This window comes from Paenibacillus sp. SZ31 (assembly GCF_012912005.1).
In the GTDB taxonomy this organism is placed as follows: Bacteria; Bacillota; Bacilli; order Paenibacillales; family Paenibacillaceae; genus Paenibacillus.
Map to the genome: position 1 here is coordinate 81,948 of NZ_JABBEA010000006.1, position 24,480 is coordinate 106,427.

The 24,480-nt window shown below is 46.2% G+C and carries 23 protein-coding genes and 1 pseudogene; 8 read left to right on the forward strand and 16 right to left on the reverse strand.

Features of this window, described 5'->3' with window-relative positions:
* Nucleotides 1-227: 227 nt before the first annotated feature.
* Complete coding sequence (locus HF638_RS14110) at nucleotides 228-1,190, reverse strand: arsenic resistance protein (RefSeq protein WP_169480770.1); 963 nt, start codon at nucleotides 1,188-1,190, stop codon at nucleotides 228-230.
* Nucleotides 1,191-1,422: 232 nt separating this feature from the next.
* On the opposite strand from HF638_RS14110, the gene HF638_RS14115 reads away from it, so the two are divergent.
* Nucleotides 1,423-2,181, forward strand: a complete 759-nt coding sequence (locus tag HF638_RS14115; protein ID WP_169480771.1) for a tryptophan-rich sensory protein — start codon at nucleotides 1,423-1,425, stop codon at nucleotides 2,179-2,181.
* 113 nt (nucleotides 2,182-2,294) lie between these two features.
* Here the strand turns inward: HF638_RS14115 and HF638_RS14120 are convergent, their stop codons facing one another.
* From HF638_RS14120 to HF638_RS14135, 4 genes are all read right to left on the reverse strand, one after another.
* The gene (locus tag HF638_RS14120) at nucleotides 2,295-2,669 is read right to left on the reverse strand and encodes a RidA family protein (RefSeq protein WP_017690870.1); all 375 of its coding nucleotides are present in this window, start codon (nucleotides 2,667-2,669) and stop codon (nucleotides 2,295-2,297) included.
* Nucleotides 2,670-2,816: 147 nt separating this feature from the next.
* Entirely contained in the window at nucleotides 2,817-3,473 is a 657-nt protein-coding gene (locus HF638_RS14125) for an oxidoreductase (protein ID WP_248278153.1), read from the reverse strand.
* A 227-nt stretch (nucleotides 3,474-3,700) separates the two neighbouring features.
* On the reverse strand, nucleotides 3,701-4,912 hold the full coding sequence (locus HF638_RS14130; protein WP_211175652.1) for an MFS transporter: 1,212 nt from the start codon (nucleotides 4,910-4,912) through the stop codon (nucleotides 3,701-3,703).
* A 154-nt stretch (nucleotides 4,913-5,066) separates the two neighbouring features.
* On the reverse strand, nucleotides 5,067-6,482 hold the full coding sequence (locus HF638_RS14135) for a sensor histidine kinase (RefSeq protein WP_169480773.1): 1,416 nt from the start codon (nucleotides 6,480-6,482) through the stop codon (nucleotides 5,067-5,069).
* A 241-nt stretch (nucleotides 6,483-6,723) separates the two neighbouring features.
* On the opposite strand from HF638_RS14135, the gene HF638_RS14140 reads away from it, so the two are divergent.
* Nucleotides 6,724-7,377, forward strand: a complete 654-nt coding sequence (locus HF638_RS14140; protein ID WP_169480774.1) for a phosphatase PAP2 family protein — start codon at nucleotides 6,724-6,726, stop codon at nucleotides 7,375-7,377.
* A 4-nt stretch (nucleotides 7,378-7,381) separates the two neighbouring features.
* Here HF638_RS14140 and HF638_RS14145 read toward each other — a convergent pair whose 3' ends face one another.
* From HF638_RS14145 to HF638_RS28430, 7 genes and pseudogenes are all read right to left on the reverse strand, one after another.
* The gene (locus HF638_RS14145; RefSeq protein ID WP_169480775.1) at nucleotides 7,382-8,893 is read right to left on the reverse strand and encodes an HD domain-containing phosphohydrolase; all 1,512 of its coding nucleotides are present in this window, start codon (nucleotides 8,891-8,893) and stop codon (nucleotides 7,382-7,384) included.
* 251 nt (nucleotides 8,894-9,144) lie between these two features.
* Entirely contained in the window at nucleotides 9,145-9,675 is a 531-nt protein-coding gene (locus HF638_RS29025; protein WP_169480708.1) for an anti-sigma factor, read from the reverse strand.
* 345 nt (nucleotides 9,676-10,020) lie between these two features.
* A pseudogene (locus tag HF638_RS29030) lies at nucleotides 10,021-10,125 on the reverse strand (zf-HC2 domain-containing protein); the annotation flags it as partial.
* The gene (locus HF638_RS14160) at nucleotides 10,122-10,718 is read right to left on the reverse strand and encodes an RNA polymerase sigma factor (protein WP_062837286.1); all 597 of its coding nucleotides are present in this window, start codon (nucleotides 10,716-10,718) and stop codon (nucleotides 10,122-10,124) included. The gene HF638_RS14160 and the pseudogene HF638_RS29030, both read right to left, overlap by 4 nt.
* Nucleotides 10,719-11,527: 809 nt before the next feature.
* Nucleotides 11,528-11,827, reverse strand: coding sequence for a hypothetical protein (locus HF638_RS29035; protein WP_440131310.1), 300 nt, complete (start codon nucleotides 11,825-11,827; stop codon nucleotides 11,528-11,530).
* Nucleotides 11,828-11,999: 172 nt separating this feature from the next.
* A complete protein-coding gene (locus tag HF638_RS28425) occupies nucleotides 12,000-12,107 on the reverse strand; it encodes a YjcZ family sporulation protein (protein WP_211175653.1) in 108 nt (35 codons plus the stop codon).
* A gap of 43 nt (nucleotides 12,108-12,150) precedes the next feature.
* On the reverse strand, nucleotides 12,151-12,255 hold the full coding sequence (locus HF638_RS28430; RefSeq protein ID WP_017690880.1) for a hypothetical protein: 105 nt from the start codon (nucleotides 12,253-12,255) through the stop codon (nucleotides 12,151-12,153).
* A 350-nt stretch (nucleotides 12,256-12,605) separates the two neighbouring features.
* Between HF638_RS28430 and HF638_RS29040 the strand changes: the two genes are divergently transcribed.
* Together HF638_RS29040 and HF638_RS14175 are read left to right on the forward strand one after the other, a co-directional pair.
* Nucleotides 12,606-13,046, forward strand: coding sequence for a helix-turn-helix domain-containing protein (locus HF638_RS29040; protein ID WP_169480776.1), 441 nt, complete (start codon nucleotides 12,606-12,608; stop codon nucleotides 13,044-13,046).
* 5 nt (nucleotides 13,047-13,051) lie between these two features.
* Nucleotides 13,052-14,176, forward strand: a complete 1,125-nt coding sequence (locus HF638_RS14175; protein ID WP_169480777.1) for a PsbP-related protein — start codon at nucleotides 13,052-13,054, stop codon at nucleotides 14,174-14,176.
* A gap of 180 nt (nucleotides 14,177-14,356) precedes the next feature.
* On the opposite strand, the gene HF638_RS14180 is transcribed toward HF638_RS14175, so the two are convergent.
* Nucleotides 14,357-14,683 (reverse strand): MTH1187 family thiamine-binding protein, encoded by a 327-nt coding sequence (locus tag HF638_RS14180; protein ID WP_169480778.1) that lies wholly within the window; start codon nucleotides 14,681-14,683, stop codon nucleotides 14,357-14,359.
* 774 nt (nucleotides 14,684-15,457) lie between these two features.
* On the opposite strand from HF638_RS14180, the gene HF638_RS14185 reads away from it, so the two are divergent.
* Nucleotides 15,458-17,776, forward strand: a complete 2,319-nt coding sequence (locus tag HF638_RS14185; protein ID WP_169480779.1) for a ribonucleoside-diphosphate reductase subunit alpha — start codon at nucleotides 15,458-15,460, stop codon at nucleotides 17,774-17,776.
* 209 nt (nucleotides 17,777-17,985) lie between these two features.
* Complete coding sequence (locus HF638_RS14190; protein ID WP_169480780.1) at nucleotides 17,986-19,017, forward strand: ribonucleotide-diphosphate reductase subunit beta; 1,032 nt, start codon at nucleotides 17,986-17,988, stop codon at nucleotides 19,015-19,017.
* Between the two features lie 112 nt (nucleotides 19,018-19,129).
* Here HF638_RS14190 and HF638_RS14195 read toward each other — a convergent pair whose 3' ends face one another.
* The gene (locus HF638_RS14195; protein ID WP_169480781.1) at nucleotides 19,130-19,534 is read right to left on the reverse strand and encodes a toxin-antitoxin system TumE family protein; all 405 of its coding nucleotides are present in this window, start codon (nucleotides 19,532-19,534) and stop codon (nucleotides 19,130-19,132) included.
* Nucleotides 19,509-20,216 (reverse strand): MerR family transcriptional regulator, encoded by a 708-nt coding sequence (locus HF638_RS14200; RefSeq protein WP_169480782.1) that lies wholly within the window; start codon nucleotides 20,214-20,216, stop codon nucleotides 19,509-19,511. The genes HF638_RS14195 and HF638_RS14200 overlap by 26 nt, the downstream gene beginning before the upstream one ends.
* Nucleotides 20,217-20,428: 212 nt before the next feature.
* Here HF638_RS14200 and HF638_RS14205 point away from each other — a divergent pair, with 212 nt between their 5' ends.
* A complete protein-coding gene (locus HF638_RS14205) occupies nucleotides 20,429-21,403 on the forward strand; it encodes an SMI1/KNR4 family protein (RefSeq protein WP_169480783.1) in 975 nt (324 codons plus the stop codon).
* 20 nt (nucleotides 21,404-21,423) lie between these two features.
* The gene (locus HF638_RS14210; RefSeq protein WP_169480784.1) at nucleotides 21,424-22,461 is read left to right on the forward strand and encodes a phosphotransferase family protein; all 1,038 of its coding nucleotides are present in this window, start codon (nucleotides 21,424-21,426) and stop codon (nucleotides 22,459-22,461) included.
* Nucleotides 22,462-22,634: 173 nt separating this feature from the next.
* Here HF638_RS14210 and HF638_RS14215 read toward each other — a convergent pair whose 3' ends face one another.
* Entirely contained in the window at nucleotides 22,635-24,446 is a 1,812-nt protein-coding gene (locus HF638_RS14215) for a S9 family peptidase (RefSeq protein ID WP_169480785.1), read from the reverse strand.
* Nucleotides 24,447-24,480 lie beyond the last annotated feature (34 nt).

Below are 24,480 nucleotides of genomic sequence, written 5' to 3' on the forward strand. Positions count from 1 at the left end.
CCGAAAGATTATTCCAAGTAAGAATATAGCCATAATTACGTAAGGGAAGTTGCTCTCCGTCTTCTGAGCTTGTATAGGGAAAATAATGAGGATGAACAGTAATAAAGCAATATCCAAGTAGAACATCACTTTCCTATAAATAGCGATATCCACACCCCCTTTGATTTACCAAAAATGGTTTTATTAATTATATTAGATCATAACATAGACACGTCCTAGTCCGCTCATCAATCGCGCAAAATCACCGCAGGTACAAGTCGAATGTAAATTAGCTCCCCTGCAAGCTCCACCATCGTCTGAGTAACGATAACAGCCGCAGCTATGGTTGCCCATTCTGGCGGGAGTGCCAGCGCCAACGGCAGAACAACCAGCGAATTCCGTGTGGCTGAACTGAAGATCAACGCCCGCCCCGCACCTGTATTCAATCGAAACTGCCTGGCAATGATCCGAGATATCCAAGGCATAATAATCATAAAAGCAACATAGATCGGGATCACGTTCACGATGATCGCTATATCATTGTAGACTTTCCCAATCTGGGAGGCGACAACCACGAGCAGTGCGAGTGCCATCATCGGAACCGGGAGCCATGCCGTTGCGTTCATGACACGCTCCCCGCTCGCTTTACCTTTTGAGAAGACTTGTGTAACGACAGCGAGCAGCAGTGGAATAACGATCAGGAACAGAAAAGCCTCCACGAACGGCCCAACCTGCATGACCTGCGCTACCTCAGCACCCATCAATAGCCATAAATAAACCGGCAACAGAATCATTTGTATAACAAACAGAAGAGGTGTAGCGGCGAGCATCAGTTTCTCATTGCCCCTGCCGAGCTGCGTGAACACAATGACGTAATCAATACAGGGCGTTAGCAGTACCAGATAGACTCCGATCAGAACGCCAGGTGATTGTGGAAAGACCAGTGTAAGCAACCATACGACTACAGGTACAACGACAAAATTAGCTACCAGTAACGCGCCCATAAATCGCAGGTTGGACCAGGATTCTTTTAACTGTAAAAAGGGAATCTGTACGAACATGCTATATAACAAAATGGCAAGTACCAGAGACACGGTGTAGTGCAAAATATTCCCCCATGCCGAACTACTTAGTCCTATCGCTGCTCCTACGAATAGTGCAACTACATAGAACCAAGTCTGCTGTTTCTCCATCGTCTCTCTTGAAAGCATTCTTATCCTCCTCCGTTGGACATTTGGGGCATAATATCATGTGGACATATTCCCACTTCGTTTCGCGTACATTGGGACAGAGTACCATTCCAACGTAGCCGCAGCACACAAGAGTTTGAAAGATCATCTTGTGAATTTTTTGCGGCTGTTATTAGAATGTGCAAGAACTGGGTATATTCATTGTAGACTGACCCGTGGTTCATTCATTTCGTTAAACCAAGGAGGAAACTCAATGTCACGTAACAATCCGTACAAGTGGTTAAACGCCATTGGTTTTATCGCTGTAATTGTCGTGAACTACCTTTCCAACGCTCTGCCAATCGGAGGCAAGACCAACAAAGAAGTATCGGATATGTACCCTGTGCTGCTCACACCTTCAGGCTATGCCTTCTCTATATGGGGTCTGATCTACCTGCTGTTAGCAGGGTTCGTGATCTATCAGTTCGTACCCGCTTCCTGGAAAAGGGATTCGATTACCCGCCTCGGATATTGGTTTCTGGCAAGCTGTGCCTTCAATGTAGCGTGGATTTTTGCTTTTCAAAATCTGCAGACCGGACTCGCTTTACTAATCATTGTACTGCTTCTGTTGTGCCTGATCATGCTGTATGTAAAAACACGTACCATTACTGTTCCGACCACTGCTGAGATCTGGCTTGTGAAGCTGCCATTCAGCATCTATCTCGGATGGATTAGCGTGGCAACGATTGTCAATGCAGCGGTGCTGTTATATAAAATAGGCTGGGATGGTTTTGGTATCAGCGAACCGACCTGGACGATCATCATGCTGATTGTCGGTATGGTGCTGGCTGTTCTCGTTAGCTTCCGTTATCGGGACAGCGTGTACCCACTTGTATTCACATGGGCGTATATCGCCATTGCACTCAAACAAAAGGATGTCACTTCCGTATATTATACGGCAATCATCATTGCGATCGTACTGGCCATCTACGCGGTATGGTTGTTCTTCGCCCGTAATCAGGATCGTGATTGAGTAGTTTCCATCATATATAACGCTTAAATATAACGCAAAAATGCAAAAAGCCGATTCTGGTCATTCGACCTGAAATCGGCTTTTTATGTATACCGGAGCGAATGAAGGTTGTCCTATTTCAGGGCAATAACTTCAATCTCCACCAGTGCATCTTTTGGCAAACGAGCAACTTCCACTGCACTGCGTGCAGGATAAGGCTGTTCGAAGAACGTGCTATACACTTCATTCACAGGAACGAAGTCGTTCATGTCCTTCAGGAACACCGTCGTTTTCACGATTTTATCCATGCTTGTGCCTGCTGCCTCAAGAATAGCCTTCACATTACTCAAGGACAGACGCGTCTGCTCCTGTACATCTGCACCGAATTCTCCCGTTTGGGGATTCAGGCCGAGTTGTCCGGAAGTGTAGATGAAATCGCCTGCATCAACGGCTTGACTGTATGGACCAATGGCGCCTGGCGCCTGATCGGTAGAGATTGGTTTTTTCATGGACGAGTTCTCCTTCATGTTCGTTATCCTGCTACCTTAAGGAGTCAGGGTTCGAACTCATTTTTGTTGCCTATTATACCACGATCTACCTCAAGCGAGAAACGCTCCTCCCTAGCCACATGCAGCAAACAGCTCGTTCAAAGGTTCTTAACCCTCGTCCGCACCAAGAACATGAATGACATCATTCGGGTAAACATGCTTTCCCTTGGCTTGCACCAGCGCAATATTCGTCATAGCTTGTGCAATGGTTGCGGCGTGAACCGCCCGGTATTTGTCCGCTCTGCCTTTCATCCAGCGATCCAGAAACTTCATGGCATGGGCAGCCATCTGCTCACCGAACCGCTTCTCGTTTCGATCTCCCAGGATTAAAGAAGGGCGGAAGATATGCAATGACTGAAAACCGATATTGGACAGCGCATCCTCCATTTCCCCCTTGGTCCGACTGTAAAAGACACGGGAACCTGCGCTCGCTCCCATAGAGGAGATCACAAGCATCTGTGGTACTTCATGCTGCTTCGCAAGTGTAGCTGCACGAACCGGGTAATGGTAATCCACCTGGCGGAAATTTTCCTGACTGCCTGCTTTTTTGATCGTTGTACCCAAACAACAGTACAGGTCATCGATTCCGTCAAATAAATGGTCTTGGCTCTCCAGCTGTTCCCAATCCAACACATGCTGTTCCAGTTTGGGATGTTGCAGCTTAAGCGGACGTCTAACTAGAACGCGAACCAGGCTGTATGCCGAGTGCTCCAGCAGATTATGAACCAGTAATTCGCCTACAAGCCCGGTGGCTCCAATCACCATGGCTTTCCGTTCGAGACGATTCAAGTACATCCCTCCACTTCGCCATCTTTTTATGATCAACCTAATCATTTACACGATAACGGAGAGGACAGAAATAACCTGAAGAAGCGAAGCGTTCGTCTTTATCCCCGGATTTTTCCTTTTCTAAAAGGAATCAAAAAAATCTGGGGATAACAGCGATCGGAAGGTTGTTCTGTCATCGAAGTGCTCGTGTAAATATTCAATATCTATTTTAACAGCACACGACGTCCAAGGGTAAATGTAAGAATCAGCATCACGACACCAACGCCCACCTGAAATCCGTAGGCAGAGATCCAGGCCAGTGCATCGGACCAGGTTTCCATCTTTTCATACAACCAGCCACCCATCAGCGGCCCGGCAAAAGAGGTTACTCCGGTCAGCGCCGAATACACGGCAACAAACATCGGTCTTTCACTTTTGGGTGTATCTCCGATCGTAAAGTTAAATGCCAGCTGATTGAATCCACCTACACCGATCCCAAGGAAGATATGAGATAGAAAGAGCGCGATCAATACGGGCATGAACGACATTAACCCCCACGACAGACAGGATAGTGCAATAACAGGCAATGTCCAAAATAACAAGGTTTTGTTGCTGAATCTGGCATTCAGATTACCCCAGACATAGAAACCGACCATCATAACCAGTGTCTGGACTACCGTGATCAGGGATACGGTCTGATAATTGATGTTCAATAGATCCAACATCACATAGGAATAAAGCGGAACAATCAAGGTCTGGATCAATAACCAGGAAGCCAGGAACAGCGTTGCTTTCAGGAAAGAACGATCCTGGAACGGCTTGATAAACATCCGCCAGAAAACCTTTTCGGTTGAACGTTCAAAGGGTACGTCTGGATAGAAGAAATAGATGACTGTATTGGCAATGGCACAGATCCAAACTGGAATAAACAGAATCAAAAAGCCCATTTCTCCGGGGTAACGGTCCAAAACAATACCGCCTGCGAATAAGCATACGCTTCCAAGTGCATTCAGAATCGTATTTCGAATTCCGAAATAACGCCCTCTCACCTTGGCAGGTACGATATCGCCAATCAGTGAAGTCCAGATCATGCCGCCGATGGTATTCGATATAAAAGCAACCGTATATACGCCAATATATACGCTTACCCACCACTCTTTGGCAAATATAAACGGGATCAGTCCCGTCGCACTCCATAAGATACGATGTGTGCCCACAAACAGCAGCAGCATGCGTTTTCGGCTGCGAATACGCTGCATCCAGTAAGCTGCTCCGATCTGGGCAATATTCACGAACGTGGTAATCGCGAGCACAAAGCCGATATGTTTCGACCCGGCCCCAAGATACAGCAGAAACCCGGTTAAAAACGGGCCTCCCAGCAATGTCTGTAAAATAATTGCCGGTACACCCTCCCATGTTGCAATCGATAAATTCATGCGTTGTGTCGAACCCTTGCGCCGTGGCTTGCTTGCTAACGGGGGAGGGTTAACGTTGACCGTCTTCTGTATGGGGATACACTCCTTAGACCGGGTCTCGAAAGCCGGTCGATGCTAGTTGTCACCCCAAATTCTACTCACGGCGCGAAGGTTGTCAACTCATTTTTTCACGGTTCAACGGAAGATAGAGATGGAAGGTGCTTCCCTTGCCTTCAACGCTCTCAAGTTCAATCGATCCTCCCAGTAATCTGGCCAGATCCCGACTGATCGAAAGACCCAGTCCGGTTCCGCCAAACTTGCGGCTAATCGATCCATCTGCCTGTTGAAATGCTTCAAATATGGAATGATGCTTGTCCTCAGAAATACCAATGCCTGTGTCCTGAACAGAGAAAACGAGCCATCGATTCTGAATACCTGCATTCTTAATCTGCTTGGTGTTTACGGTCAGCGTAACCTTCCCCCGGTGAGTGAACTTGATGGCATTCGACATCAGATTCCGCAAAATCTGTTGAACCCGCTGAGGATCAGACCAGAGTGTCTCGGGCAGTCCCGGTTTCTTATTCATATGCAATTGAATACCTTTTTTCTCGGCAACCAGCTGAAAGTGATTCATTGCATCTTCTGTAAGTTGTGCCACACTGATATCTTCCAGTACAATATCCAGCCGTCCCGCTTCCACTTTGGACAGATCCAGAATATCGTTAATGAGCGTGAGCAGTTCCTGTCCGGAGTGATCAATCATGGTGGAAAAACGTACAATCTCTTCCTGATCCATCGTATCCGCGTTCTCGCTGATCATCTGGGCGAAGTTAATGACACTGTTCAGTGGTGTACGCAGCTCATGTGACATATTCGCCAGAAATTCGGATTTGTACTGTGAGGCAATCATTAATTGCTTCGCTCGATCCTCCAGTACAATCTGGGCTTTCTGCAATTCTTCCTTTTGCACAGACAATAGACGATTCGTACTCTGGATAAGCAAAATTCGATTTTGTTCATTCTGAAAATCACGTAAAATGAAAGCAAACATCAAACTGAGCGCAATACCTGTAGGAAGCGTATACGGCATAATATGCGAGAAAAAATATGTAGCCGGGATTACCCCAAAAATAGCTATCCCTATACTATTAGATACGTTGACGATGAGTATCACTAATATGCCTTTACTGATTAATCTAAAGTTGCTGCGTCTCATCCATATATTCAAACCCGCACATATCAGGCCAAGAAGAGACATATTAATCACCGCTGCTACGGTAGCATCCGTGATGCCAAAAGTCAGCCTCGACAGTCCAATCCCGACACCCACGATGATCACACTATAGGGTTGTCTATACGTTAGAACGGCTACAATTAAAGGGACATAACGAAGATCAAAGACCACTTCATCGGTGAGTTGAAAGCCAAAAACCGTACTGATCCAACCTGCAAATACAAGGACAAATACGGAACTGATCTGCTTCATTCGGGAAGAGATACGTATTACGATATATTTATAGAACACACTAGCAAGATAGGCAATCGTTATAAGCATCCCCATATTCAATACGAACATTTTTGAAAATTGCATTCACTCACTCCTGTTGTCCCGACTTTACTGACCAAATTACCTTCGTCCGTATGTGTTTCTATCATATCATGCCCATTGAAACTTCGGCATTCCTTCTTCGGCAAAAAAATACACAAAAATACACAAATCAGGATTCAATTTGTGCGCTGGACGTAGTAGAATATATTGTTGTTTAAATTTGAATTAGTTATTTGCTGGGGTCATGTTCGTCTGGAGCATGAATGAAAGGAGAAAAGGTGTTGTGCAATTGTTAAAAAGCAAATCCTATTGGCTGTCACTAAGTTTAATGCTGTCTTTGGCCGTCATGGGGCTGTTCTATGATATTCTTAATAGTCCGGAACGTGGGTTCGTAGTGCTTGATTCCTCGCTTGACCGAATCATTCCCTATGTACCTGCCATGTCCATTCCATATTTGGGCTGGTACCCATTTGTATTCGGTGTGCTCGCTTACCTGTGTGCCAAGGATCGCCTGACGTATTACCGCGTCTTGTTATCCATGAATATCTGCGTCTGGATCTGTTATCTGATCTACTTCAACTTTCAGACCATGGTACCGCGCCCGGAACTAACGGGTACAGGCCTTGGAGCATCTGTTCTCGGATGGCTCTATAGCCAGGATCGCCCTTTTAATTGTTTTCCAAGTATTCATTCTCTTCACTCTTATCTCGTTATGCGTGCCGTTCTCTCGGTTCCAAGCATCCGTAAACCCATCAAGATTTTGGTGGTCGCCGGGGCAGCAACCATTATAGTATCCACGCTAATGATCAAACAACATGTGATCTACGATGCTCTGGGCGCAGTCATACTCGGCGAATGCGTTCTCACCATCATAACAGGCCTCGCTCTATACCGTAGACGCAGAAAAGAATCGAAGTGGACAGAGGGGATCAGCTGATCCCTCACTTCGACGGTTTCTGCATATGCTGTTGTCGTCTCCATTCATCAATAAACAAACCTGCAAAATAGGGGTCCCATTGGGTCCCTTTTCCTTCTTCCAAAATCGTTAACGCTTTCTCGTGACTCATCCCATTCCGGTATGGTCGATCAGACGTCATGGCATCAAAAGCATCCGCTACCGCAATGATGCGGCCAAATAGTGGAATTTCATCACCTGCCATTCCATCCGGATACCCTTTGCCATCATATCTTTCATGGTGAGATCGTACACCAGGCAAAAAGTCAGCCATGGCATCAATGGGTTCTATCTGGAGCAGAATGCTCTCTCCCTGCACGGGATGTGTCCGAATAATTGCGAATTCTTCATCGCTTAGTTTTCCATCCTTCAGCAGCACCTCATCAGGTATGCCGATTTTCCCGATATCGTGGAGTAAGGCTGATTTGTACAATAAATCCGCCTGTTCCTCATCCATTCCGCTCAGCTTGCCGATCATCAGCGAATACTCTGCCACACGCATGGAATGCCCTGCCGTATATTTATCTCGGGCGTCCAATGCAGCCGCCAGTGTAGAAAAATAACTTTGCAGTAGCTGCCGATTACGTTCCTGTCTCATCTCAAGCCGATTAATCATCATATTGAAGCCGGAGATCAACGCCGAAAACTCATCCGCATACAGATCCGGAGCTCTTCTGCCAAGGTCACCCTCCTGAATACGGTTCATCTCGTGCGTCAGTTCAGCAACCGGATCACGAACATCCCGGATCAAGAGCCAACTGCCAACCAGTGCAAATCCGGCACCCAGAATGACGATAAGCACTCCCCACAGGATATACTCTTTTGCAAACTCACTATCCATATATTGAAGCCGGATATATGTAGCCAGGAAAAACAAAAACAAAGGAAATAAGCCGATCAGTGCTGTACTTAGCTGAAATTTACGTTGAATGGATACCAGGACACGCCCTCCGAGTGAAGGCTCCATCCCATACTGGACTTTGCCTCGATGACGAATCTCCAGCAGCAAGGGTCTAACTGCCCGTACCGTCAGGTAATACTCAATTAGCGCATGCATGACGGCAATCAGAATTGCACACGCAGCTGCCACCACAACATACCCGTAAGGGAACTCAAGCCAGCCCGTGGATATCATCCATATTGTTAATCCCGCTGCTGGAAGTGAAAAACCAAGCATGTGCGGACCCATAATACGATATATAGTCTGTCCGGGGAATCGATGAACACTCTCATACATGCGATTCAGTTCATCTTTCTCATGATGCTCGGAAGTGAAAAATTGCCTTATGGGTCCAAGCTGCGCCCACAGCGTAATTAATTCTGCAACAAGCATGAACAAGAGTGATATCAACACAATGAAGATGAGTCGAACAAATTGAATATTGGGTATTTGCAAGGTAGATACCATAACCATTGTACCGACAACAAAAACAGCTGCCAGTGAACCGATCAGATAATTGCGTAGCAGACGAAAAATAAATGAACGGTATACTTCCAACTGAACCCCTCGCTCTCTATGTGCAACCAGTTCTCCCTTGATGTCACGGGGAGATTAAGGGTATAGCCTCCTATTTGTTTATCGGTTATTCAAACCAAAAAAATTAATAAAATCTGCTGATTGGAAACCAGGACTTCACATGTCGAATCGTTTCAAAACATTTGACCCTTTCCGCGGTAACTTGGTGGCACTTCGGACAACAAGAAAAGGCCGCTCCACGAAGGAGCAGCCTTTTGTGATATATCCTATATTTATCCTTTGATCTTGGCAGCCAAAATCATCGTACCGCGCGGCTCATCTCCCATGGCATCCGGTTCAAGCGTGATCGCAACCGTATCATAGTCGTTCGCCGAATCCAATGTATAGTAAACCGCTCCCGTACCGTCACGACTAAGGAAAGTACCCGCATTTTGAGGGGTATCTCCCTTGATCAACCAGACCTGAAATGCCTCGTTGCCTTCCAGGTTCGGCAAGTTCTCAGCCTGCACAACCAAGTGAGTGCCCTTGCTGTCAATAACGATGGTTGCGAGACCCTGAGCTACAATATCCTGCGTTGCAGGATTAAGCTTCACTGCCTCGCCAGTCTGCATGCCCTGTGCAGGCTCCAGAGCTGAGGCCAGTTGCTCTTGCAGCTGCGCATTCTGCGCCTGTGCCTGCACCAGTTGCTCTTGCGTAGCCGACGAGCCCGCCGCTTGCTGCGTCAGCGAGTCGATCTGGCTCTGCAGCTGCGCCGTGTACACGCCCAGCACCAGCGCCGCTGCCGCAAGGCCGGCGCTAGCCACGCGCCAGGCGCGGCTGCTGCGCGCACGCGCGCGCCCTTGTGGCTGCCCAGGCTGTGCCTGGGCAGCCTCTTCCACCCGGGCCGCAGGCACCGCCGTTACCGGCGGCAGGCCTGGCCCGGGCTGCGCCGCACGTTCGTGCTGCGGCGCAAGGTCCTCCTGAAGCACCACAGGTGCTTCAGGCTGTGCAGGAGCCGCCGGCTTCGCCTCGGCGCTCTCCTGCACATGTCCGAGCACGTTGCCCAGCACACGTGCTCGCATGCCTGGCGGCGGCGCTACAGGTTCCGCCGCAAGTGGCAGGAAGCCAGTCACTTCCTGCAATTCCCTCACCTCCTGGCGACAAGGTTCACAATTCGCCATATGCGCTTCAAACGCCGCCACTTCCTCTGCTTCCAGTCCGCCCAGCACATACATCGGTGCCAGATCAGACCACTCCTCATGTCGTTCTATCATGGATGTATGCCCTCCCTTCCCGCGTCCGGATGCAATTCAGCATCGGCCAGCAACTTTTGGAGCTGCCGCATGGCAAGCCTGACACGACTCTTTACTGTACCCAGCGGAATCCCGAATCGACTGGATACTTCCTGCTGAGTTAATCCCGCATAATAAATCGATTCGATAACTTGTTGTTGATCACCGTTCAACTGGGACAACGCCTCTTTAATCCGGGTGCCTTCCCATTTACGTTGTACTTCTTCTTCCGTATTCGTATCTTCATCGGCATAGGCCGCCAGTGTCTCGTGTTCAACTGAAGTAGCCGCTGCCCCTTTTGATTTCCGCCTCAGCATGTCCACTGCAATGTTACGCGTAATCGCAAACATCCATGTGGTCAGCTTCCCCTGTGAGGCATCATATCGTTCAGCATTATTCCAGACCCGCAGGAAAAGTTCCTGAACGGTCTCCTCTGCTGTCATGGGATCACCAACGATCCGGTAGGCAAAAGAGTATACCGCTCGCTCATAACGGTCATATAAAAGCTCCAGTGCGGAAGCATCGCGTTCCGCAATCTGCCGCATTAACCTGCTGTCCTCCATCGATTCAGTCATGCGAGGGCCCCTTTCTGTTTCTTCCCTCTTATTATAACCTACGCAGAAACTTTTGAAGAGGATTACCTCTGTGGAGAAATATTTTGAAAAATTTTCTGTATCTTTTCAAACTAACCTTTCAACTTCTAACTAAAAAACAGTCCGAAAACATGTTGCTCTGTTCGCACTTTCCTTTTTATTGCAAAAAATTACAAGCTGTGGTATAGTATAAGAGTTGTATCAAACAACCTCATATGATTTCTGTCTTCTTTAAACCCCGGAATATTTTCTTCATGCTGCGACCGCAGCGAATAAGTACAATCAACCTATGAAGATTGAAGAACCTGCATAACAATAACCCGGTAGTACAGAGTTGCACAAGATGTTCCCATTCACACTGGCGCGGTCATCGGAGCCGCAAGGACAAAAGAGAGGTAGGGCTTTTGTTGTTTTGGATATCACTTATTCTTGAGAAGATTGAAAACATACACAAGCACCCGGAATTGGGTTCCGGGTGTTTATCCATGTCTACATAACCATTTCAGCATCATCTACAGACGATTCGTTGAATTTTCGAAACGACAGAAATTCATGGAATAGAGTCTGTGGAGTTCGTTAATTCGAGCAGACCTCCCCTTTTCCCATTCTAATCCCCACGCTCCTTCACTTAATTCTTATAAAAAAAGGGACACCGCAGGATAATCCTCCGCTGTCCCACTCTGAATCATAGGTACGTTATGGCCTCAACATGGAACTCAAACTCGGAGTTTATTTAGAGCCCCTATTGTAACGCTCCACATTCAGCAAAACCGTCTTGCACTCACAACTACTTAGATGAACATGGTTTTGGAGATAATGACCAGCAGGATGAACAGTACAAGGATCGTACCCATGGAACCCCAGCTTGAGCCACCATGACCATAGGATACTCCACAGCCCTGTTGATAACCATGCATCATTGGAGCCTGGTTAGGCTGGTGTCCGTAACCATAGCCCATTGGCATTGTGCCGCAACCATACCCGTGCATAGTGTGACCTGTGTATTGATATCCATACATGTGTTCATTTCCTCCCATATGTCCGTATACATGCCCCTGTCCGTTCGGTGAGTTTGGTTTTACTTCGCTCATTGTTCATTCCTCCTTAACATTTGCCTACACCCCTAACCTATGTATTTAGCCTACCTCTGGACCGGGCTATTGCCCTCATTTTGACAAAATGGGCGTTTAACCGATGGGTATTCTTCCCATGCTTGTCCGCTACAAAAAAAACCCCACCGGTTGCCCGGCAGAGCTCGCCATATTATACCCAGAAAGATTTAGTGATGATTACGAGAAGAATGAACAGAACCAGGATTGCTCCAGTCGATGTCCAGCCGCCGTATCCTGCGCCTTCAACTACTTTGCTCATGCAGAACCCTCCTTTACCAATATATTAGGGTCCAAATGGTTTATTAGATCAAGAATGCTTTAGAGATGATGACCAACAAGATAAAGAGAACCAAGATCGCGCCAGTCGATGTCCATGCGCCGCCGTATCCACCTACTACTCCACTCATGTAAACCCCTCCTTCGATTTGAGGTACAGTTCACTATATGCACCAATCACACATGGGACCGGGCTCAGGTCGAAAATGGGCAGTTCTTTTCCACAGATCATTCTCTAATTGCACATACATACAAGGTTAGTTCTTTAGTCTGACTGTGATATTCAAATGGGGCTAACGCATAAATAAATCTCACAGTTACATTCGTAAAATTAATGTATTATCATTCAATAAAGATACCAAAACGGTATATTATTAGATTAAAACTTGTTAAATACAGACAAATTACCTTTTTGGTAATTATGAATACTGAAATCTTTATTAATGTTATTATTTTACTAATAAAGTAGAAAGGAGTGTCTATGCCCACTCTTGGTGAACGTATTAAACACTTACGGGAAATAAAGGGGTTATCACAGAAAGAATGTTCATTACAAACCAATCTTACAGTAGTCCAATTGTCCCGGTATGAAACCAACCACAGGAAACCCGATCCTGATGCTTTAGGTCGCCTGGTGAGTGTTTTAGGGACAACCGCTGATTACCTTATTGGACTTACCAAAAAACCTTTTCCGATGTCACCCCAGATCCGGATGAACATTTTTATTCTTACCTGCAACATCCTGTACATGGAGCCTTCTTCCGAGAATATCTTCATGCTCCGGGTCAGCTCAAGGATGAAACCAGGCAGTTCTTTAAGTTTATTAGCGAGCAATCACGGGCAACTAAGCTTGATTATCCCAAACAAAATGATGACCTTAGAAAAAATCCCAACCGATGGGAAGCACATTAGGAGAAATTAGACATAATGAAGAAACTTATTACGATTTTGGCACTAGCCGCATTGCTTAGCGCTTGTGGTAATTCAGAAACAAACACAACAGCCGATACTCAAACTTCAGAAGCAACCACAGCGACTGAAACAGTCTCAGCAGATGCTAAAGCTACGAAATACACTACATATAGTGGAGAAGGATTTTCTTTTGCATATCCTGAATCCTGGAAAAGCGTAGATACAAGTCAAATGAATGTTCCAGCAATTAAGGCTGCTTTTTCGGACCAATCTTCATCAGCCACATTTGCAGATAACGTTAACTTGACGATTGAGGCTAGCCCATCAGGTTCAATTAACCCTGAAGAATACGCCAATAATGTAGTTGATTATTACACACAAAACGGTTCAAGTATCGGCATTTCCGATTATAAAAAAACCAGCTACACGAACAAGCCTTATAAAGAATATAGCGCTGGTGTCTTGGAAGGATCCTATAAGCATTCCTCGGGTACAGATGTTGTCCTTGTTCAGTATCTGATTCCGACCAATACAGAACTCTATAGCATGACGTTAACCTACGCCAAGGATACTTATAATCAGGATGAGATCAAAGATATCCTTGATTCCCTGAGTATTACTGCTCCTCTGGAGCAAACAGCACCAACTGCAACGACTGTTAATTCATCTGTTACGGCATCAGCTGCCGATTTCTTTAATGAGTTAACTCCGTACATTACAGAAGACACGGCCTTTATGGAGCAGGCATCTTACGATTTCTTTGGTAAACATAACGATGTATTCCCGGCCATTACGGCAGAACTAAGCAAAAAGGTACAAGGTCTCGTTGACTCCAATGTAACGACCCGTCATCTGAATAAAAATGTGACCAACTATTACAATACTTTCGTACAAGTTAACGGGGAAGTCATTTCCGTTGAAGAAGATAGCTCTCTCGGAGCAACTTTCTCTGTCGTTCATGTCATGGATGAGAACGGAAACGATATTATAGCGTTGTACCCTGCAACGACTGGAGATCTGCTTGACGGCGATTACGCTACTGTGATCGGTGCGCCAATTACCAACTTCTCTTTTGAAAATGTTGGTGGTGGTTATACCAACGCAACGTTGATTGGTGCCTCATTGGTAATTGCAGATTAAAATGTTATATGCATATACAAAAAGACCAGCTTAATGAACGTTAAGCTGGTCTTTTTTGTCTTTCAGTTTATAGATATGTCAGAAATTCACGTTAACTACACAGACAGACACAATCTAACCTTTAATTAATGACTTATAACATACCGAATAACCGTATATACGGATGTTTATACTAAATCATTAATTCGGACGCGCCTGAAGTGATGTCAATTTGTCCTGAACCGATTGTAACTTCTGTATGCTTGAGGCATCCGGTTTATCACGACGGTCATCGATCTTGACGGATGTGGATACACGCTGAGCTCCTGACAAAAACGGCGCTTCATGCAGAGCCGCAATTGCTGTAAAGACCTCGTTAAGCGGCCCCTCAATAATGGTGCTCATGGAAGTTAACTGATATGTAATGCCCCGTTGATGTTCCAATACCTTCTGCATGTCTGCCACATAACTGCTCAGACTGGTCGTACCCGTTCCAATTGGAATGACAGTCACTTCTGCTATTGCCATTTTGCTCCGCCTCCTCTGGGCCCCGTGAACAACCGCTGCCACTTATTTTTAGTCGGTTTTTGACTGTTTTTATTCTACCAGTTGAATACGTTACAATTCAAACTGACGTGAAGACGTCATTCAAATTGGTCAAAATTTTTTTTTGATAAATCTTCAAATCTTCCAGTCCTTTTCCTTTGCGGATTCCTGGCTTAAATGGTATACTCGGAATTACGTTTTACTGTATCGGCCCACTTTACAAACACAATATGTTGGGTTACAGTATGTTGACAGCTACAAAATGTAGTAACACTAGATTTCTCCGCTTCTATTAGTCACCTTCTGCATTCTCGCGAAAAACAGGATGAAATCACCTCCAAAGGCACGTCCCTGTAGGTGTAAATCGCTTTCTCGAAACAGAGTTGACACGGAGGTTAACGGGGCTGTTTGGACTGCATCCGGTATCCTCAAACTACAGGCACATCTGCAATAGACCAAAGCTTACATAAGCACCCTTTTCTGTCGATATCCTGAACCTCTAAGACAGTAAGGAAGCCAGAGCATCCATGGGCATTTTCAGCCGCTAGGCGGGGAGAATGCTTTTTATATGAGCATGTTCTGCATTGTGCTGTTTTGTGCTCCTCAAGTTGAGCGATTTAAGACATAACCTGTCACCGCCGTTTCAGTCCGCCAAACGCAACCTTTACCTTTTTCTCACCGTAAGAAGACACTCAATTCTTTATATAAAGAATTTCTCCAATTTATCTCTTAAACATGCGAAAGCGAGGAATATTCATGCCACAAGTTGTGACCAAGCCGAACAACCGCCAGCTTGCCTTTGATGATATGCGCATCTCGGTATATGCCGACCGTACTCTGGAAGGACTGGATATGCTGGACAAGGAACGTCTGGTACGTGGGGTAAACAGCAAGCTCCGCCGTGATGAAGTTACCGGAGACGAAATCAGCAACGCTTTTATCATGAGCGCACTGGAACTGGTAACCAAAGAGGAGCCTAACTGGAAATTTGCAGCGGCACGCTCCCTGCTCACTTCCCTGTACAAAAAAGCGGCTACCAACCGCAGATACAAGTCTTACCCGGACGAGCCTTATGGCGCATTCCATCCTCTTCTTGTAGATCTCGTGAAGAAAGGCATCTACCGCGAAGAATTGCTGGAATGTTACACCAAAGAACAGATCGACGAACTTGCTGAGTGCATTGACTACCGCAACGATCTGCTCTTCGATTACATCGGCTTGCTCACACTGGCAGAACGTTACCTCGCTCACGATTTTGATGGAAAAGTAATGGAATTGCCGCAAGAGCGTTATATGGTTATCGCCATGTTCCTAATGCACCAAGAGCCTGCCGAGAGACGTATGGATCTCGTCAAGGAAGCATACTGGGCAATGAGCAACATGTACATGACCGCAGCTACTCCTACGATGTCCAATGCAGGTAAAAAAGTAGCCGGACAACTCTCCAGCTGCTTCATTGATACGGTAGACGACTCACTCGAAGGTATCTTCGATTCCAACACGGATGTAGCTCGTCTGAGCAAAATGGGTGGCGGCATCGGCGTTTACCTCGGCAAAGTCAGAGCTCGTGGTTCGGATATCCGTGGTCACCAAAATACAAGTTCCGGTGTAATCCCTTGGATTCGCCAACTGAACAATACAGCGGTCAGCGTAGACCAGCTCGGTACGCGTAAAGGTGCCATTGCCGTGTACCTGGACGTTTTCCACAAAGACATTCTGGCCTTCCTCGATCTGAAGCTGAACAACGGTGACGAGCGTATGCGTGCGCATGACGTATTCCACGGCATCTGTCTGCCTGACTTGTTCATGGAGCGGGTATCCTCCCGTGGGGAATGGAGCCTGTTCTGTCCGCACGAAACGAAGAAAGTGATGGGTTGGAAGGACGAGAATGGTCGTGCACTTGGACTGGAAGATTTCTATGATGAGTCCTTTGGCGAAGGTGCGTTCCGTGATAAATACGAAGAAGCGGTGAATCACCCATTGCTGTCCCGGATTACAGTACAGGCGATTGACATCATGAAGCGTGTATTGAAATCCCAACTGGAGACAGGTACGCCATACATGTTCTACCGGGATACGGTTAACCGCTCGAATCCTAACCGTGCACATGGTATGGTATACTCCTCCAACCTGTGTACCGAAATTATGCAGAACCAGTCTGCCACTGTAATTGAAAAAGAAGAACTCGTAACCAAGGATGGACAAACTCGCATCGTGATTTCTAAAGTGCCTGGCGACTTTGTTGTCTGCAACCTGAACTCCATCCATCTGGCACGTGCTATACCTCATAATGTATTGGAGCGTCTCGTTCCAATTCAGGTGCGCATGCTGGACAACGTTATCGACATTAACAACATTGAAGTGTTGCAAGCCCAATATACCAACAGCCAGTATCGCGCAGTCGGTCTGGGAACGTTTGGACTTCACCACCTGCTTGCTCTCGAAGGCATTCATTGGGAGTCTGACGAAGCGGTAACATATAACGATAATCTGTATGAAAAAATTAACTACCTGCTCGTGAAATCCAGTATGGAGCTGTCCAAAGAAAAAGGACATTATCCGAAGTTCAAAGGTTCCGATTGGGAAAGTGGTCATTACTTCGACCAACGCGAGTACACATCTGGTGAGCGCGTAGGTGAATTCGTGACAACCGAACAGTGGAAAGAACTGCAAGCCGAAGTACAGAAAAACGGTGTACGTAATGCTTGGTTGTTCGCCATTGCACCTAATGGTTCCACGTCCATCATTGCCGGTTCAACGGCTAGTATTGATCCGCTCTATGAGCTGTTATCTTATGAAGAGAAAACAACTTACAAAATTGCCAACCCGGCTCCGGATCTGTCTGAAAAAACAAGCCCTTATTACCAAACGGCGTTCCAGGTGGATCAACATGCTTCCATTAATATGGCGGCTGCCCGCCAGCGCCACGTCGATCAGGGACAAAGCTTCAACTTCTACGTTCGACCGGATATTAAAGCAACAGAATTCCTGGAATTGCATCTGCACGCCTGGAGAGCCGGCATGAAATCAACTTATTATGTTCGTAGCCGGGCATTAACGATTGAAGAATCTTGATTTTTGCGCAAGATCCGTTTTATCCATGATAGAGAAGATTTACTAGATTCGAGGTGACCACCAGGGCATCCTGTTTTGATTGCAAAATGGCGTTGCCCTGGTTCTTTTTTGCCTAAAACACGATCACAGCATCGCAAGATGTTGATATAGATGATTTCCCAAAGTTCTGTCGGCAGAACATTATGAAATTTCAAGGAGTGAACGGAACAATGCAAGTACAGAAAATTTTCAACACCGAAGCGCCTAACCAATCGACCCGTATTATTGAAGGTGAATGCTCCGGTATCCTGAACTGGAACGACATTCGCATGCCTCATATGTACAAATTGTACAAAGTACTGCTGCTCAACCACTGGATCGCAGACGAGATTCCAATGTCCAAAGATGCTTCACAATTTGCTCAACTGGACGAGGAAGAACAACGTACGTTCAAAATCAACATCTCCCTGCTCGCGGTACTTGATTCCATGCAGACGATGTTTGTTGGTGACGTAAAACGTTACTTTACCGATTCTTCACTCGAAGCAATCTCGGCCATTATTGGACAACAGGAAGTCGTTCATAACCAATCGTACTCCTACGTTCTGTCTTCGATCGTATCTGATCGGGAGCAGAAGGAAATTTTTGAATACTGGAAACATGATCCGGTACTGCTTGACCGTAACCGTTTCATCGCAGACATTTACCAAACGTTCCGGGATGAGCCGTCTCCACAGACGTTCTTCCAGGCTATGGTAGCCGATCTGGTACTCGAAGGTATCTTCTTCTATAGTACGTTTGCCTTCTTCTACAATCTGGCCCGTGACCAGAAAATGATGGCAACCAGCCAGATGATCTCGTATATCCAGCGTGACGAAAACCAACACTGTTACTTCTTCGCTGAAGTGTACAAACAGTTGCTGGTAGACTTCCCTGAACTGAACACACCTGAGAACATGGACTACGTATACAAAACCATCAATCGTGCTGTTGAGCTCGAAACCAACTGGGCACACTACACGCTCAGTAACGTCCGCGGCATCGATCTGAACGAGTTGGAAGACTATATCAAGTACATCGCCAACAAACGTCTGCGTCTGATGGGAATGGAAAAAGCGTATGAAGGTGTGGATGTAAACTGCATGCCTTGGATCAAACCATTCTCTGATGAAGCACTGAATGCAACCAAAACCGACTTCTTCGAAGCCAAATCCCGTAACTACGGTAAAGTTGGCGACGATAACGGATTTGACGATTTGTAATAAAGAATAGACTATAAATAAAAACAACACTCCCTGAATGGTGGCTATAATGCCTAAGTTCAGGGAGTGTTGTTTAATTCGTATGTACAAACATCATATCAGCGTTGAACTATTATAATTTAATAGAGATATTTCTTAATCTAATAAATTCAAGAATCGTATATAATTCTTGAAATTTCTCATTTTTTAATCTTGTTTCATTTGTCGTATGAATATGAAACGGGTCATACATCGTGATATTAGCGGGTGTTTCATCAGGATGATAATGAGCATGGAATTTCATAACCAACTCTTTCTGATCATCGTACCAATCATACCAATATAACTCGATGAATCCCTCGTTTCGATCTATCTCCTCTACACAGTACATCTTCGATAAATCATTAAAGACAATTGTTTTACGAATAGTTCTAGCACTGCTTGGAAGACCCTGAGCCCCATCTCGAATCTCCATAATAATATCTGAAAAATCATTCTCAATAAAACGAAAATTACTTTTCGGTATCTTTAAAGCCAAGATGCTGCCTCCCCAAATGGTGTTTCCAAACTTGTGCATCGGTTTCTTCTTCAGGTGTCAAATTCAATTTAGTTCCGAGTGTACGTTCGAATTCCCCTTTGTATTTATCTTCATATAAGGCAATTTGCCCCGTGTGGTAATCAAGGTCACTGACTCCTAATGTGGATTGGTGTTCTGCCTCTTCCTTTTTCCACATATTCACAATGTCTTTAATCGTTGTTCTCTTACCAGATCCATACACATATGTAGTGTCATCTGGAATGAGATTATGTTTGTTGGACCCGGCTCTTTGAATACCCATGAAACGGCCTTGATCAATCCAATTGAAGATCGTCGTGATACTTACTCCAAAAAATGTAGATAACTCTTTGGGAGTATAAGACTTTATAGCTACAGTAGAAGGAGCATCACTGTTTATATTACCTGTCGGTACATCCACTGCTTGACTTAACGCATGTTTGAGAAGAGTAACATACTTTTCTCTAAAAATATCAGCATCTTCAAAGATAGATTCATCCAGGCTACGAACAAATTCAGCATTATTTTTGACTGCAAGTGCCAGCACTTTGAACAGTAAAATGCTATTATCCGAATTACTCAAGCTCTGAACTAACTCAGAAGCAATCTCATCCGTGTTCTGACTAAATATATTCTTTTCGACTCTCGTGATTCCCATATCCATCTCACCTCACACTCCTAGTATAGGATAGTAAAGTTTAACTTTCAACAAAATACTTAAACAAAGTTAAACTAAATTTAAACTTTACAGACTAAACTTAAAGTATACTTAAACAGTATGCTACGAAGATGTTGATTTATACATTCTCCAACCAACACACACTTATTATATAATGGAAGAGATTCACATCCCTCTTACGGAAATGAGGCCTATTCATGGAAAGAGAACTGCTGGAACAAATCAATTTGTGGCATGAGCAGGACGAATTCAGTCTCATTATCGAACGTATTGAACGTATACCTGAATCTGAGCGAGATTATGATCTGATCGGTCAACTCGCCAGAGCCTATAACAATGACGCACGGTACCGCGAAGCCATTCAACAATTGTTGTCGATCCATGAGCAAGGAGCAAACGATCCCCTCTGGCAGTACCGTTTGGGTTACGCATACTGTTACATCGCGAGCTATGAGCAGGCACTACTCGCTTTTGAGAGAGCTGATGAACTTCTGCCTCATGATGAATCTACGCTTGAATTCCTTCGCCAGATTCGTCCCCAAGCGGAGAAAATGCGGCTTGATCGACAACACCATGAAGAGAATATTGCAGCATTGGAACAGAGCGGTACACAGAACCATCTAAGAGCCGCTTCAGGGACTTATGATCCCGCAACGTTCTGGGTACACAGCGATTATGCGCAGGAAAATCATGTATCGGAACCTTTTGACGAAGAAGAGATTGTGTCTATAGAGAAGGAACTGGGTTACAAGCTGCCCGCTTCCTATATTCATTTAATGAATACCCAGAACGGCGGTATCCCCGCGCTCACTGTATTTCCCACCAAAGAAGCGACTTCCTGGGCTGAGGATCACATTGCTATTTCAAGCATTATGGGGATCGGACACGATAAAATATACGCACTCGGTGGTGAGCTGGGAAGTCGGTTCATGATCGAAGATTGGGGATATCCCGATCTGGGGATTGTGATCTGTGATTGTCCGTCCGCTGGTCATGATGTCGTTATGCTGGATTATCGATTCTGCGGTCCAGAAGGCGAGCCGTGTGTGGTTCACGTGGATCAGGAAAATGATTATGAGATTACATATCTTGCGCCGAATTTTGAAGCTTTCATCCGTGGCTTGCTGGATGAGGATACGTATGACCTGTCTGACGAAGAGGATGAGGACTAAATCCAGGAGGGTCCGGCCATATGACAACCCGTATATATTTTGGTTCCAATCAGCTCGGCGAAGTGGCCGCAGCTTCATTGCAAGAAGCGCTGAATGAATTTGATCTGGGAACCCTTGAAGATTATCAACGAACGGATAAAGGCGTTATGGGCCAGACACTGCTCATCCGCTCTTCCCGTGGAGAGTATATTTTGAAAGGAAATCCGTTATATTCAGGACAGTTACAGGAAGAAAAGTTCTTTGTAGAACAACTGGCAAAGCATACGTCCATTCCTGTTCCTGAACCCTATTTATTACATGAAGATACCAATCATATGGGTTGGAGTTATGCCATCATGCCGCGCATGCCGGGTAATCACCTGTATGATCCAGCATTCCAGGCCTCACTGTCACAGCAAGATCAGGAAGAGATCGCCTGTATGTTTGCCCATACTTTGGCTGAACTGCACCGCTGGAAGGTGCCTGATGCTGGGGAATATGATCCTGTAGCGAAGCAGATTGTTTCCTTTGCAGGCGATTATCTGGACTGGTTGTACGGAACCATCCGCCACTGGTTACATGATGCTGAACAGTACTCGGTGATTACGGATGAAGATGTTCAGTGGGTGGACGAGCAGTTCAAGCATGCTGAACCGGCATTTCGGTCCAAAGCTGTTCCGGGATTTGTCATGGGAGACTTCAAGGTCGAGAATGTGCTAGTTCAAAAAAAGGATGACCGTTCCTCAGAGTGGCAGATTAGCGGTCTGTTCGATTTTACAACCGCCTATTTCGGAGACGGCACAGCCGACTTAACCAAAATGTCCACCAGGTATGTCCGTGAGGGTCAGCCGGAGCTGGCCGCACAGTTCCTTCGCTGCTACCGGGATCTGGTCTGTGCATCAGACGTGGAGAAATGTCAGCACTTCCGTGCACGTCTCAGCGTGCATCTGCTCTATCAACGTATCTTGTGGTGGGGTGAAGCCAAAGCGACAGGACAAGTGACGTGGGCATCCGACCTGCCTTTTGCACAGTGGGCGGAGCAGTACATCGATTCGATTCTCGCACTACTGGATGAGTAGATTTGGACAGGTTACTCAATCGATATCAGCCTTGCAAACTAACATATGTATCGTTCCATATATGTCGCCCAACATCCGGGCGTACGCATAAAACCGCCAAAGATCAATAATGATCTCTGACGGTTTTCGTCATACCACGATATATTTCGACCAGCAATGGAACCTCGCTCAACTTAAGCCTGTGCGACGGGTGACTCCTGATGTTTCTGCAAAAACTCCAGCATCCGGCGATACACGAGAATCTCGTTGGTCTTTCTGGAGAAGCCGTGGCCCTCATCATCCAGAACGATGTACTCCACATCCAGTCCCTTCGACTGAAGCGCAGCCACGATCTGATCGGATTCGGCCTTCACGACTCTTGGATCATTAGCCCCTTGAATAACCAGCATTGGGTTCACCATCTGATCCAGATACGTAATCGGTGAATCTTTCGTTAGGCGTTCGCGATCACGGATCGGATCACCAAGCCAGTTATCCATCATCGGCTTCCAGTCTTCCGGCACGGATTCCAGGAATGTGAACAGATTGCTCGGCCCAAAAATATCAACCGCAGCCCGGAACAGCTCCGGATGACGCCCTGCTAGTAGCAGGGTCATGTATCCACCGTAACTACCACCCACCACAAACAACCGCTCAGGCGAGGTAATTCCCTGATCAAATAGCCAGTTGATCCCGGCAACACAGTCCAGCCTCGGGCCTTCGCCCCAATCCCGCTCAACCAATTTGACGAATTCCGCGCCATATCCGGTACTGCCACGGAAGTTCGGTGCAAAAATATGATAGCCCTGAGCGAGCATCATCTGGAACATCGGCCGGAAAAACTTCGCTTCCGATGCCTGCGGCCCACCATGCGGCCAAAATACCGTGTAGCCATTGGCCTGCTCCGGCTTTGCTTTGAACAAAAGCGCTTCGATCTCCAGTCCGTCGTAGGAGTTATACCGAATGACGTCAGGGTACACGAGATCACTGGGGTCCAGTCCGGTTACCCGATTGGCAGTCAGCGGCTCCCAGGATTCAGCACCTGCCACTTTGCGATAAATGTTATGCGGCTGGATTGCTCCACGCCCCAGAATATAGACATTACCTGCTTTCGTAACAGTGACCTGCTCAATTGTATCCAGCGGCATATCTACACGCCAAGGTTGTTCTGCATTTTTGTCCAATACGTACATGCGATTCTCCGGCCCTATAAGTGTCCATAAATATAAGGTTTCGGAAGCTTGATGCCAGCGGATGAACTCCACATCTTCCCCTTCAATTCTACACAATGGACGGAACTCTCCGGAATCGATACGATACTCAGCCACATACGAGTATGGTGAGTTATCATTCGTGATCAGCAGAAGGCGATTGTCATCTGCGAAAATCACATCCGGGATCTGACTCTGCCGCTCTGAGGCTGGAAGGATCTCCTGTTCTTCACCGTCACGATAAAGATATGCCTTCTGGTAGGTATTCGAATATATTTTCAAGATGACGTAGGCCTGTTCATCCGAGCTTACAGCAACCAGATTGCTTGTGGCCTCTTCCCCTTGATGCAGGAGCTCGTCCTCTCCCGTCTCCAGATGAAGCCGGCGCGAATTGAGGTAATTCGGGTTACCTGCGCTGGTTATATAATACAAACGCTGTCCATCTTCAGATAAGTGGGCGTAATAACAGCGGTCATTCGGCTCTGCCGGAACAACAGGCAGTGGAACACCGCCCTCTGGCTTAAGTGCGTATAGATGATAGTTCTCGTCACCATCCCGATCAAAGGCGGTAAGAAGATGACGTCCTTGCGGGTCTGCTTTGATAAATTGACTGCTCTGATTCAAGTACGTTAAAGGATACGGGTATCCTCCAGGCAAATCCATCGCCCAAATATTCGGCTGACCGTTCAGATTGCTGTCCATGAACAAACGTTTCTCGTCTGCCGATACGGCAAAATGCGAAATACGGTACGTCTGAAAATATTGCTCGACATCCGGTTTAGGGAACTGAATCATGACAAACCTCCTTGGAATTGAACCAACGAATTTA